Annotated in this window: 12 protein-coding genes; 4 read left to right on the top strand and 8 right to left on the bottom strand. The window is 69.6% G+C overall.

All coding sequences use genetic code 11. The features are described from left to right. Positions 1-17: 17 nt before the first annotated feature. Positions 18-1505 (bottom strand): pseudouridine synthase, encoded by a 1488-nt coding sequence (locus GC150_01730; GenBank protein MBI1383620.1) that lies wholly within the window; start codon positions 1503-1505, stop codon positions 18-20. 79 nt (positions 1506-1584) lie between these two features. On the opposite strand from GC150_01730, the gene GC150_01735 reads away from it, so the two are divergent. After that, positions 1585-2037 carry a nucleoside deaminase gene (locus GC150_01735; protein MBI1383621.1) on the top strand — a complete coding sequence of 151 codons (453 nt, stop codon included), beginning with the start codon at positions 1585-1587 and terminating at the stop codon, positions 2035-2037. Between the two features lie 20 nt (positions 2038-2057). Here GC150_01735 and GC150_01740 read toward each other — a convergent pair whose 3' ends face one another. The 4 genes from GC150_01740 to purD form a co-directional block, all read right to left on the bottom strand. After that, positions 2058-2741, bottom strand: coding sequence for a haloacid dehalogenase type II (locus GC150_01740; protein ID MBI1383622.1), 684 nt, complete (start codon positions 2739-2741; stop codon positions 2058-2060). 72 nt (positions 2742-2813) lie between these two features. Continuing rightward, complete coding sequence (locus tag GC150_01745) at positions 2814-3746, bottom strand: patatin-like phospholipase family protein (GenBank protein MBI1383623.1); 933 nt, start codon at positions 3744-3746, stop codon at positions 2814-2816. Beyond that, positions 3743-4663: an alpha/beta fold hydrolase gene (locus tag GC150_01750; GenBank protein MBI1383624.1), complete on the bottom strand. Its 921-nt coding sequence runs from the start codon at positions 4661-4663 to the stop codon at positions 3743-3745. Before GC150_01750 ends, GC150_01745 begins: the two co-directional genes overlap by 4 nt. A 31-nt stretch (positions 4664-4694) precedes the next feature. Beyond that, positions 4695-5996 (bottom strand): phosphoribosylamine--glycine ligase, encoded by a 1302-nt coding sequence (gene purD / locus GC150_01755; protein ID MBI1383625.1) that lies wholly within the window; start codon positions 5994-5996, stop codon positions 4695-4697. Positions 5997-6116: 120 nt separating this feature from the next. On the opposite strand from purD, the gene GC150_01760 reads away from it, so the two are divergent. Together GC150_01760 and GC150_01765 are read left to right on the top strand one after the other, a co-directional pair. After that, positions 6117-7745 (top strand): exodeoxyribonuclease VII large subunit, encoded by a 1629-nt coding sequence (locus GC150_01760; GenBank protein ID MBI1383626.1) that lies wholly within the window; start codon positions 6117-6119, stop codon positions 7743-7745. 171 nt (positions 7746-7916) lie between these two features. Continuing rightward, positions 7917-8189, top strand: a complete 273-nt coding sequence (locus tag GC150_01765; GenBank protein MBI1383627.1) for a DUF2093 domain-containing protein — start codon at positions 7917-7919, stop codon at positions 8187-8189. 48 nt (positions 8190-8237) lie between these two features. Here the strand turns inward: GC150_01765 and GC150_01770 are convergent, their stop codons facing one another. The 3 genes from GC150_01770 to GC150_01780 form a co-directional block, all read right to left on the bottom strand. Continuing rightward, positions 8238-9080 carry an alpha/beta hydrolase gene (locus GC150_01770; GenBank protein MBI1383628.1) on the bottom strand — a complete coding sequence of 281 codons (843 nt, stop codon included), beginning with the start codon at positions 9078-9080 and terminating at the stop codon, positions 8238-8240. A gap of 150 nt (positions 9081-9230) precedes the next feature. Continuing rightward, positions 9231-10487, bottom strand: coding sequence for an FAD-dependent oxidoreductase (locus tag GC150_01775; protein MBI1383629.1), 1257 nt, complete (start codon positions 10485-10487; stop codon positions 9231-9233). Then, complete coding sequence (locus GC150_01780; protein ID MBI1383630.1) at positions 10487-11488, bottom strand: 4-hydroxyproline epimerase; 1002 nt, start codon at positions 11486-11488, stop codon at positions 10487-10489. The genes GC150_01775 and GC150_01780 overlap by 1 nt, the downstream gene beginning before the upstream one ends. Positions 11489-11719: 231 nt before the next feature. On the opposite strand from GC150_01780, the gene potA reads away from it, so the two are divergent. Next, the gene (potA, locus tag GC150_01785; protein MBI1383631.1) at positions 11720-12835 is read left to right on the top strand and encodes a polyamine ABC transporter ATP-binding protein; all 1116 of its coding nucleotides are present in this window, start codon (positions 11720-11722) and stop codon (positions 12833-12835) included.

Genomic DNA, 12835 nt, shown 5'->3' on the forward strand with positions numbered 1-12835 from the left:
GTTGGCGGCCCAGCCGCTCAGGGGCGGCCGCGACGGGGTCGATCTGGCCGGGTTGGGCCGCCGGCCCCCGGTCTCCCGCTGCGTTCGGGTCTGCCGCTCCGTTCGGATCTGTCGCCGCGCGCGGGTCCGCCGCTCCGCTCCGGTCTCCCGCTCCGCTCGGGTCTGGCGTCCCGCTCGGGCCTGTCGCCGCGCGCCGGGCCGCCGCTCCGCTCCGGTCTGGCACTCCGTCCGGGGCGCGGGCCGCGGTCATTGCCTCGGCTCTCGCTGCGGGCATCGGCGCGCTCCGGTCGCCAGCCGTTCTCCGGTCCTTGCGTCCGGCGCGGGCGTTCGCCGCCGGTCCTCTCGGGTCGTTCGCCGCGCGGTGCCTCCCGTGAGCGATCGGCGCGGTCACGGGGCGCCGGCCGGCGCTCGTCATCCCGCCGATTTACCGGAGCACCCGACGTCGGGCGTCGGTCCGGGCGAGGGGTGGGGCGGGTGCGCGGGCGATCGCCGGGTGCTCGTTCGCTCCTGTTGCCCTCGCGCTCCGCACGCGCCTCCCGGCGGCTTGCTCCGGCGGCGTGCGGTGTGCGCACACCGATGCCTTCCGCGACCTCACGGCCGAGCTGATCGATCAGGATGTGCGCCTTTACCTCCTCGACCGTGCCCGGCTCGAGGTCGCCGAGCTGGAAGGGACCATAGGAGAGGCGGATCAGACGGTTCACGTCGAGGCCGAGGGGCGTCAAGAGCTTGCGGACCTCGCGGTTCTTGCCCTCGCGGATGCCGACGGTCAGCCAGACGTTGGCCCCCTGCACCTTGTCCAGGCGCGCCTCGACGGGACCGTAACGCACGCCATCGACCTCGGCACCGGCGGCGAGCGCCTCGAGGGCCGAGACCTCGACGCTGCCGTGGGCGCGTACGCGGTATCGGCGCAGCCAGCCGGTCGATGGCAGCTCGAGGTGGCGGGCGAGGTCGCCGGAGGTGGTCAGCAGCAGCAGACCCTCGGTGTTGAGGTCGAGGCGACCGACCGAGACGACGCGGGGCAGGTCGGGCGGCAGGGCATCGAACACGGTCGGGCGGCCCTCGGGGTCGCGGTGGGAGGTCACGAGGCCGCGGGGCTTGTGGTAACGCCAGAGGCGGGGAGCGAGTGGCGCCGGCAGGGGTTTGCCGTCGATGGTGATCTCGTCACTGGCCCCGACGTTGACGGCGGGAGTGGTAAGCGGCGTCCCATTGAGGCGGACACGCCCTTCCTCGATGAGGCGTTCGGCGTCGCGGCGCGAGCAAACCCCCGCCCGCGCGATGGCCTTGGCGATGCGCTCGGGGGCGCCCGGCGCGGTGGTTGCCGCCGGGAGCACCGTCCCGTCGGTTTCGGGGGGCGAGGCCCGCTCCGGCGCATCCGTTCGTGGCCTCGGGCGCTTGGCGTGCGGGCGCGGCCTCGATGCGGGCCTTTCCGTCGATCGGTCGGCACTGCCCGGTCGCGGTCCGCGCGGGCCTCTGCCACGACCTTGACGTTCCCTGTCGTCCGCCATCTGATGCCTCCAGCTCGCGGCTCCGCGCCGCTGCAACGGGAGCCAGGTCCTTATGACACCGCCGTGCGCCGAGAGCCACATGGAACGCGCGCTCGCCGAGGCGATGGCGGCGGCGGCGCGTGGTGAGGTGCCGGTCGGGGCGGTGCTGGTCGGGGCGGATGGCGCGGTGCTGGCGGCGGACGGCAACCGGATGCGAGAGCGACACGATCCGACGGCGCACGCCGAGATCCTGGTCATCCGCGCAGCCGCCTCCCGGCTCGGCTCGGAGCGGCTCGTCGGCTCCGAACTCTACGTGACGCTCGAGCCCTGTGCGATGTGCGCGGCGGCGATCTCGTTCGCCCGGGTGGCGCGTCTCTATTACGGTGCGGACGATCCCAAGGGCGGGGCGGTCGAGCACGGGCCGCGGTTCTTTTCGCAGCCGACCTGCCACCATGCGCCCGAGCACTTCGGAGGTTTTGCCGAGAGCGAGGCGCGGGCGCTGCTGGTCGACTTCTTTTCGGTGCGGCGGGCAGGCCGCGACGACGGATCCTGACGTCGGGGCCGCCGACGCCCTCAGGCGCCGAGGGCGTCGGCCAAGGCGGCAAGGTCGGCAACGACGAGATCGGGCTCGGGACCGAGGGCATCGAGCGGCTGACCGTAGCGGCGAACCCAGAAGCTCGGAAAGCCGAAGTTGCTCGCGCCGATGACATCGAAGGAATTACCGGAGACGAACCCGATCGCCTCGGCGGGATGACCGATCCCGCGCACGCCGACGGAATAGGCGGCCTTGCCCGGCTTGTAGACACGGTCGGGCTCCGTGGTCAGGATGGAGGTGAAATGCTTCCGGATGCCGGCGCGTTCCTGGGAGGCCTCGATCATCGAGGGGGCGCCCATCGAGAGGACGTGGAGGGAAAAGCGAGCGGCGAGACGGGCCAGCGCGGCCGGCGCCTCCGGGTAGACGGGCACCTTGCGATCCGCCTCGAGCAGTTCATCGCGCACCGCATCGTCGAGGATGACGCCGAGATCGGCGGCGGCATAGTCGAGCGCGCTGCGCGTAAGTTCGTTCCAGGGCCGGTAGCGCTCCATCATCCCCATCTGGAAACAATAACGCTGGCAGGTCAGGAACCACAGTTTGGCGAGTGCCGCCCCCTTGCCACCGGGCACGAGCCGGTCGATGGCCGCGCCGAGGCCATGCTTGTCACCGATGGTGCCGTAATAGTCGAAGGCGAGCGCGCGGATCGGGGCCGGGTCGAACATGTTTTTTTCCTCTTCGGTGGGCCGCCCGACGAAAGGTGCGCCGAAGGGGCTCCGGGCGCAAGCCCGCCGATGTCATGTGGAGGGCAGAAAAATCACATCGGGTGGCCCGCCCGCATCCGGCGCGCCGACGAGCAGACGCTCGAGGCCGCGGCGCAGTTCGTCCCGGGCGGGTTCGGCCGCCGCCAGAATCTCGTCGATCCGGTAGAAGTCCAGCACTGTGAAGGGGGCGACGTGGGGGCGAACGAGCAGGTCGGGCCGCTCCGACTTCAGCTTTTCCGTCACGATGCTGTGAAGCATGATCTGGGCGGCACCGACCCAGGTGTCGATCGAGCTCGGCATGTCGGACTTGCGGCGGCCGGCCTGGCCGGTGACGTCGATGGCGATGGTGAGATCGGCGGCGTCGCGGATGCGGTCGAATGGGGTGGGGTTGACGAAGCCGCCGTCGATGAGGATGCGATCGCCGATGCGAACGGGCGTCAGCAGCGCCGGAAGGGCCGAAGAGGCGCTGATGGCCGGCAGCAGCGGACCACTCGAGAGCACGACCTCGGCCTGGGCGTGGAAGTCGGTCGCCACGACGCGGAGCGGAATGGAAAGCTCCTCGAAGGTTTCGGGGAGCGTATCCGGCAGGAGGATACGAAAGAGTGTTTCGGGATTGACGATCGCCGGCGTCGTCAGGTTGAAGAGTGCGCCGATCGAGCCGGGCCAGCGCGTGACGAGCCGGCGCACGAGTTCCGTGCGGGAGGCGAACAAGTCCTTGGCGTAGCGGCGGATGTCGCGGCCGGGCATGCCGCTCGCGTAGACCGCTCCGATGAGTGCGCCGATCGAGGTGCCGGCGATGACGCGTGGTCGGATGGCGAACTCGTCGATCACCTCGAGGAGGGGAATGTGGGCAAGGCCGCGAGCGGCGCCGCCGCCGAGCGCGAGGGCGAAGGAGCGGTCCTGCCGGGGGGCGAGCGTTCCATCCCGCGGCGCGGCGGGCGTGGCGGGGTATTTCGGGTCGCTCATTGTGGCACCTCGGGGCGGTCTTCGAGGAAGGCCAGCATGGCGCCGAGGGTGCGCTCGGGCGCCTCCTCGGCTAGGAAATGGCCGCAGGGGATGGCAACGCCGGTGACGTCGGCGGCCCAGCGGCGCCAGATGTCGATGGGGGAAGTCTTTCCAGCGCCGACGTAGTCTTCACCCCAAAGCACCAGCATCGGGGCGGTGATCCTCCTGCCGGAAGCACGGTCCTCGCGGTCGGCGGCCCGGTCGTATGTCGCACCGGCGCGGTAGTCCTCGGCGACGGCCGTGCGGCCATGCGGGGAGGTGAGCAGGGCGCGGTAGTCGGCGAGTGCTTCGGGCGAAAACGGGGAGAGGTCGCGTGTACCGGCCCAACTCGCCAGGGTGTGGTCGACGTAATACTCGGGTGCGCCGGCGATGAGTGTCTCCGGGAGCGGATGGGGCTGCGACAGGAAGGGCCAGTGATAGGCGGAGATCGCGGCGTCCGCATCCATTGCCTCCCAGATCTCAAGTGTCGGGAGGATGTCGACGGCGATGAGGTGGGTGACGGCGTCCGGCTGGTCGAGGGCGAGCCTGTAGGCGACGCGCCCGCCGCGATCGTGACCGCCGACGGCGAAGCGCTCGTGGCCGAGGGAGCGCATCAGGGCGAGGATGTCGCCGGCCATGGCGCGCTTGGAATAGTTCTCGTGGGCGGGGTCGGCCGCAGGGCCCCGACTGCGGCCGTAGCCGCGCAGGTCCGGAAGGACCAGGGTGAAGCGCTCGGCGAGCGGGCCGGCGATGCGGTGCCAAATGGCGTGGGTCTGGGGGTAACCGTGCAGGAGGACGAGTGGCCGGCCGCTGCCGGCGATGCGGTAGAAAATTTCGGCGCCGGGCAGGCGAACCGTGCGTTCCTCGAAGCCGGGGAATAGTGCGGTGATGTCGGTCATGGTCGTGCCTGCCTGTCTCTCCTCAAGGTCCTCAGCCTTGGCGACCCGCCGACCTGGAGATGGCACGCCAGGCGATGTCGCGGCGACAGAAGCCCTCCGGCCAGTCGATCAGGTCAACCGCGCGGTAGGCCCGCTCACGCGCCTCGGCGACGGTCGCACCGAGGGCAGTCACACCGAGCACACGGCCGCCGTTCGCGATCGTCCGAACGCCGTCGCGCCGGGTGCCGGCATGGAGAATCTCCACGCCCTCGATGCGGGCAGCCTCCACGAGCCCCCTGATTTCCGTTCCCTTCTCATGTGAGCCGGGGTATCCGCGCGCGGCCATGACGATGCAGACGGCCGGTTCCGGCCGCCATTGCGGCTCGAGACCGGCGAGACGGCCCGAGGCGACCGCGTCGAGAAGCTCGAGGGCATCGCTCGCGAGTCGGGCCATCAGCACCTGGCATTCCGGGTCGCCGAAGCGGACATTGTATTCGATGAGCTTGGGGCCGTCCGCCGTGATCATGAGGCCGGCAAAAAGCACCCCGCGAAACGGGGTGCCGTCTGCGGCGAGTGCCTCGAGGGTCGGGTGGATGATCTCGGTCATGGTGCGCTCGGCGAGCGCCTCGGTCATCACCGGGGCCGGGGAGTAGGCGCCCATGCCCCCGGTATTGGGTCCCTCGTCGCCGTCGAAGGCGCGCTTGTGATCCTGGGCGCTCGCCAGCGCTAACGCCGTTTCGCCGTCCGCGAGGACGAAAAAACTGACCTCCTCGCCGACCAGCATTTCCTCGACGACGACCTCGGCGCCGGCCGCGCCGAAGGCGCCGGAAAAGCAGGCGGCGATCGCGGCTTCGGCTTGCTCGAGGGTCGCGGCGACGGTGACGCCCTTGCCGGCGGCGAGGCCATCGGCCTTGACGACGATCGGGGCGCCGCGCTCGCGGACGTAGGCGAGCGCGGCTGTGGCGTCGTGGAAACGGCGGTAGGCGGCGGTCGGGATGCCGGCGCGGGCGCAAAGGTCCTTGGTGAAGCCCTTGGAGGCTTCGAGACTGGCGGCGGCACGCGAGGGACCGAAGACACGGGCGCCGGCCGCGCTCAGCGCATCGGCGAGGCCGTCGACGAGCGGCGCCTCGGGACCGACGACGGTGAGGTCGATGGCATTGGCTTCGACGAACGCGACGACCGCGGCGTGGTCGCGGGCATCGAGATCGACATTGCGCGCGAGACTCGCAGTGCCGGCATTGCCGGGGGCGCAATACAGCTTGCCGAGGCGCGGGCTTTTCGCGATCGCCCAGGCCAGTGCGTGCTCGCGTCCGCCGCCGCCGATGATCAGGACGTTGGTCTTGGCGGTGCTCATGATGGGGCCGTGTTCCACGGTCGGGCCGAGCCGACGCTGTTGAAACGCCTCGCGGGCGCCTTTCTTGAATGCGCAAGCCTTGTAGCATCAGTGGGGTCGGAGGCAACCGGGAGCCGATTCGTGAGCACATCGCCGTCAGAGGCCGGTCGGGCGGCCGGCAACGTGATGGAGGTCACGGTCTCCGAGCTGGCGCGCGAGCTGCGCCGGGTGATCGAGGGCAGCTTCGATCGGGTCAGGGTGCGGGGCGAGGTCGGACGGGTGTCGCGGCCGGGCTCGGGTCACCTCTACTTCGATCTCAAGGACGACAGCGCGGTGCTTGCGGCCGTCGTTTGGAAGGGGGTCGCAAGCGGCCTCAAGATCCAGCCCGAGCAGGGGCTCGAGGTGATCGCCACCGGGCGACTCACCATCTTTCCCGGCCAGAGCCGCTATCAGATGATCGTCGAGGCGATCGAGCCGGCAGGCGTCGGGGCGCTGATGGCGCTGCTCGAGGAGCGCAAGCGCGTGCTCGGCGCAGAGGGTCTCTTTGCCGAGGAGCGCAAGAAGCCACTGCCGTTCCTGCCGCGCGTCGTCGGCATCGTCACCTCGCCGAGCGGCGCGGTGATCCGTGACATGCTGCACGGGTTCATGGAGCGGTTCCCGATCCATGTGCTGGTCTGGCCGGTGCGCGTCCAGGGCGAGACATCGGCGGCGGAAGTGGCGCGGGCGGTGCGCGGGTTCAACGCGATCGTGCCGGGTGGGGCGATTGCGCGCCCCGACGTGCTGATCGTGGCTCGGGGCGGGGGCAGCATCGAGGATCTCTGGGGATTCAACGAGGAAATCGTGGTGCGGGCGGTCGCGGAAAGCCGCATCCCGGTGATCTCGGCGGTCGGCCACGAGACGGACTGGACGTTGATCGACCTCGTTGCCGACGCGCGAGCCCCGACGCCGACGAAAGCGGCTGAATGGGCGGTGCCCAAGCGGCTCGAACTCATCGAGCGAATCGGCGAACTCGAGCAGCGCCGACGCGGCGCGCAGGTCCGCCATCTCGCAGGGTTGCGGACACGCCTCGTTGCCGCGGCGCGCGGGCTGCCGCGACCGGTGGACCTCGTCGCGCTCGCCCGCCAGCGGCTCGATACCGCCGCGACACGCCTCGAACGCGGCCTCATCGCGGGGGCCGGCCGTCATGCCAACCGGTTGGCGAGGGTGGCGGGCCGGTTGCAGCCCGTGCTGCTCGCACAACGTCTGTCGGCGGCACGTCAGCGTGTCGCGGCCCTGGAGCGCACGCGTCTCGGAGGTCTCGCACGGACCCTCCAAACCCATCGCGGGCGGCTCGATCGGGTCACCGCGCGGCTCGATCCCAAGGCGCTGAACGTGCGCGTCGCCCATCTCGACGAGCGCCTGATCGCGCTCGATGCTCGAGGAAAACGGGCGTTCGCCGGGTTCCTGGCGCAGTCGCGGCGGCAACTCGAAGCGAACGGGAAGCTGCTGGAATCGCTGAGTTACCAGGGGGTTCTGGCGCGTGGCTACGCGGTCGTGCGGAATGCCTCGGGGGTGCCCGTCGCGCGTGTCGCGGGCATCGGCGAAGGCGACCGGCTGGAGATCGAACTCGCCGACGGGCGGATCGGTGCGGTGGCCGAGGGCCCGACAGGCGGGAGTGGTGAAGGGACGGGGCAGGGCCGCGAAGTCGCCGAGCGGGGACCGACCGCGGCAACCAAGCGAAGCCGGCGCGAACGCAAGCCCGAGCCGGACGATCAGGGCCAACTTTTTTGAGCAACGGGCCGAGGCTGGCGCGGGCTTGCGAGGCGAACGTCGGGCCCCGGGCGGCGGTGCGATTTGGCGGGTGAGCGGCTGCCGGTCCTTGGCGCCGGCAACGGACTGGTCTTTGGCACGCCCCCGACCTATGTTGCCTGCGAACAAGGTAGAGAGACGGTCGGCAGGCTCATGAATCGGTTCGAGAAGTTCCTGGGAAGGAAGGGCGAGGCCAAGCTGCGCTACCTCGATGCGGAGTATCAGGTCGTCGTTGCAGGCGACTACGTCGTCTGTGCGGTAACCGGCCAGAGGATCCCCGTCGACGACCTGCGCTATTGGAGCGTCGAGCGTCAGGAGCCTTATCTCAGTGCGGAAGTCTCGTTCCGACGGTATCTCGAGACGCGTGGCGAAGGCGCGGTGGGCGGCGAGCGTCGGACAGGCGAGGAGGACGAGGCGGACGATTGAGGGCGTGAGGGGCTTGCGCTCCGTGCGGTTCGGCGGCCGCAGGCCCCGTCAGTCGCTGCTCACCGTCCGCGCCCCCGGAACGTGCCGCGAGAGGAACGAGCGGATCGCGTTCATGGCACCGTGATCGTAGAGGTCACTGTGCGCGCCGGCGGGGAACTCGACGATCTCCTTGGGCTCGTTCGCCAATTTGAAAACCTCGCGGCCCATGTCGATTGGCACGAGGGGATCGCGCGCGCCGTGCAGGATCAGCACCGGGACGTGCACGTTCGGCAAGCGTTTCACCGTTTCGAAGCGCTCGGTCAAGAGGTAGCGAACCGGGAGCGCCGGCTGCTCACGGGCGGCCACGTCGACCAGGGCCGTGAACGGCGCGTCCAGGATGAGCGCGCCGACGGGCTGCTCGCTGGCGAGCCGCGTTGCAACGCCGGTGCCGAGGGACTCGCCGTAGGCCACGATGCGGCCCGCGGGCACGCCCTCGTCGATCAGGTGCTGATAAGCGAGGCGGGCGTCGGCGGCGATGGTCTCTTCGTCCGGCGTTCCGGTGCTTCCCGCGTACGACCGGTAGGCGAGCATGAGGGCGCCGAGCCCTTCGCGTGAATAGGCTTCGATGCGCTCCCGGCGCGAGGCCAGATTGCCGGCGTTGCCGTGGAAATAGAGGATCGTCGGGTTGGTGCCGCGGGCGTCGGCGCGCCAGGCGACCAGGGTCTCGCCGTCCGGGGTCGGCAGGGTGATCTCGCGGACGTTCGTGATGCCGATCGATGCGGGGGCGACGCGGGTCGGATCCGGTGCGTAAACGAAGCGGCGCTGGGCGACATACATCGCGACGACGACCAGGACATAGACGACGACCAGCGCAAGGGCGGCCTTCCAGATCAGCGACATGGAGGGTGTCATTGCGATGCTCCGGCTGGCGATTTGGTCGCCCGTCCATAGAACGCAGCAGGCCCTGCACGTCAATCGCGGCCGCCGTTCAAGTGGGCGCACGGATGTGCGCAATCGGGTGATCGGCCCCGACGGTCGCCGACTTCGGGCGGGACACGGCGATCAGAAGCGATCCGGCCGGAATGGCGCGAGGTCGAAATTCATCGGCGCGCCGGTCATGCTTTCGGACAGCAAGCGGGCGGTGGTGGCCGCCATCGTCAGTCCGAGGTGGCCGTGGCCAAACGCGTAGTGGACGTTCGGAACGCGCGAGGCACGCCCGATCACGGGGCGGGTGTCCGGTGTCGCAGGACGGCAGCCCGACCACTCCCGGCCGTCGCTGGCATCCAGATTCGGCAGCAACCGTCGCGCCTTCTCGACGAGCGGCTTGGCGCGCCTGAAGTTCGGTGCGCCGTCGGGATGTGACAGTTCGTCGCTGCCGCCGACCCGCAGGCCGTCCTCGCACTGGGTGATGCCGAAACCATGGGCCGGTACGAGGAGGCCGTGGCGCAAGTTGACGCCCGAGCGCTCGAACAGTGTGTGGTAACCCCGCTCGGCGACGAGCGGAATGCGGTCGCCGAGCATGGCGGCGAGGGTTGCCGACCAGGCGCCGGCCGCGATGACAACCTCGCCGGCGGGAACCGCGGGCTCGCCGTCGAGCGCGACGTTCGAAACGCGGGCTCCGTCCATCCCGAAGCCCGTGACACGGGCGCGGCGCACCGTGCCGCCTTGCTGGCGCAGTGCCTCGACCATGGCACGCGTCATGGCGATCGGGCTCGAGACATGGCGCCAGCCGGTGTAGGCCCAGCCGCCAGGGATCGCCGGGGAGAGTTCCGGCTCGAGTTCGCGCATCTCGTTGCCGGTGAGTGGCTGGCAAGGCAGGCCGTAGCGGGCCTTCAGCGCGAGGTCGGGGCGGGCGGCTACGATCTCGGCCTCGGTCGTGCAGATGGCGAGGCAGTCGCGGTCGCCGAGCATGTGGCGCTTGCCGAGGCTCTGCAAAAGCGCCTCGGTATCGGAGGCGGCGCGCAACTGCAGGGTCGCGTTGGCGTCCGTGGTGGCCTCGACCTGGCGGCGGTTGGCGCTCAGCACGAAGCGCCAGAGCCAGGGGGCGAGGAAGGGCAGATCACGCCAGCGCAAAGTGACTGGCCCGAGCGGGTCCAACAGCCAGCCGGGGATGTTGCGCAATGTGGATGGGGTCGCCTGCGGCATGATCTGGGTGATGGCGATGCCGGCGAGGTTGCCGTAGGAGCAGCCCATACCGGGCTCGTCGCGGTCGATCAGCACGACGCGCCGGCCACGGCGGGCGAGTTCGAGCGCGGTCGAGGTGCCGACCACGCCGGCGCCGATGACGATGGTGTCGCCCGGGGTGGTCATTTCACGCATCAGAGCACCTGAAAGCCGTGGGCATAGGGGTCGCGCTCATCGATGGTGATCGTATTGAGGCCGGTTTGCCGCGCCCAGCCCTCGATCGAGGGGACGATGGCCGGGCGGCCCGCGACCTCGGTCACGGCCTCGATGCGGCCATCGAAGATCGAGCCGATGATGCTCTCGTGGCGGAACGTGTCGCCCGGCGCAAGGCGGCCGAGGGCATGCCAGTGGACCATGCGGGCCGAGGTGCCGGTGCCGCAGGGTGAGCGGTCGATTGCTTTGTCGCCATAAAAGACGGCATTGCGTGCGGTGGCGCCGGGACGGGTCGGGGCGCCGGTCCAGAGAATGTGGCTGAGGCCCCGGATCGTCGGATTCTCGGGGTGCACGAAAGTCGCCGCGGCATTGAGGGCGGCCCTGAGGCGTGGACTCCAGGTCAGCAGCTCTTGCACCGAATGGTCGGCGATATCGCGGAAGGACGGTTGCGGCTCGACGATCGCATAGAAGTTGCCGCCGTAGGCGACGTCGACGGTGACGGCGCCGAGACCCTCGACCTCGACCTCGAGGCCTCGACGATCGAGGTAGGCGGGCACGTTGGTGAGGCGGACCGCCTCCACGAAGCGGCCATCCTGGCGATAACGCGCAACGACACGGCCGGCGGGGGTGTCGAGGTTGAGCACGCCGGGGGTCTTTGGCACGACGAGGCCGTTCTCCAGAGCCATCGTGACAGTGCCGATGGTGCCATGGCCGCACATCGGCAGGCAGCCCGATGTCTCGATGAAGAGCACGCCGATATCGCAATCGTCGCGGGTCGGGGGATAGAGGATCGAGCCGGACATCATGTCGTGGCCGCGCGGCTCGAACATGAGGCCGGTGCGGATCCAGTCGAATTCGGAAAGGAAATGCTGGCGCCGGGCGCTCATGCTGTCGCCCTCGAGCCGCGGTCCGCCGCCGGCGACGAGCCGCACCGGATTGCCGCAGGTATGCCCGTCGATACAGAAGAATGTGTGGCTCGCCATGGCTCGCTCGGCTCCGCTCGCGCTCCGGGTCAATCGGATATCGCCAGTGGCCCGGCTCGGCAATCGGATATGTGCCCGGAGCGTTCGGCGAGTCCGGGTGGTGCCGGTTGGCGATCCGGCGCGCGGGTTCCTGTCTGGCGGTTTGCTGGAGGTCGCAGTTGGTGCTTTACGACCGTCAGGATCGCCAATAGCCTTCGGATCGGGTGGGGGCGCTATGAGACGGTGGAGGGCATGCAAAGGGAAGCACCAACGGATCGATTCGCGGTCGAAGGTCGTCGGCTAACGAAGGTTTTCGGCACGGGTGCGGATCAGGTCCGCGCCCTGGACGACGCCTCGATCGCCATTCGGCCGAACGAGTTCTTCACGCTGCTCGGTCCGTCCGGTTGCGGCAAGACCACGCTGCTGCGGCTGATCGCCGGGTTCGAAAACGCGACCTCGGGCGAGATCCTGCTCGATGGCGAGGACATCAGCGGGCTGCCTCCCTACAAGCGGCCGGTCAACACGGTGTTCCAGAGCTACGCCCTTTTTCCGCACATGACCGTGGCGGAGAACATCGGGTTCGGGCTCGCCATGTTGAAGCGACCGCGCGACGAAATCGTCGCGACCGTCGATGAAATGCTCCGCCTCGTGCACATGGAGGCGCTCAAGTCGCGGCGAAGCTCGCAGCTCTCGGGGGGGCAGCAGCAGCGCGTCGCGCTCGCCCGGGCGCTGGCGCCGCGGCCGAAGGTGCTGTTGCTCGACGAGCCGCTCTCGGCCCTCGATCTCAAGTTGCGCAAGGAGATGCAGATCGAACTGAAGCGCTTGCAACACGAGACCGGGATCACATTCATTTTCGTGACGCACGATCAGGAAGAAGCGCTCACCATGTCGGACCGCATCGCGGTCATGAACCAGGGGCGCATCCTGCAGGTCGGCACGCCGCACGACATCTACGAGCGGCCGGCCGACCATTTCGTCGCCGACTTCATCGGCGACACGAATTTCCTCGAGGGAGAGATCGTCGAGACGGGCGATGGCTGGGCCCGGGTGCGTGCCGGGGGCGCCCATAGGGAGATTCGGGCGACAATGGCGAGCACGGGCGCGCCCGGGCGCGGCGATCGCGTCTCGATCGTCGTGCGGCCGGAGCATGCGCTGATCGTCAAGGCCGGGGCCTCGCCGACGCTCACGGGGAGGGTCGAGAACGTCGTCTATTTCGGTACGGACACGCATGTGCACTTGCAGCTCGAGGGCGGCAAGGCGTTCACGGTCCGGCGCCAGAACCGGCGTGGAGAGGAGGACGGGATCATGCAAGGCGAGGAGGTCGGCGTCCTGGTTCCCGACGATGCCGCTCAGGTGCTGAGGGATTGA

The organism is Hyphomicrobiales bacterium (genome assembly GCA_016125495.1).
Taxonomy (GTDB): domain Bacteria; phylum Pseudomonadota; class Alphaproteobacteria; order Rhizobiales; family RI-29; genus RI-29.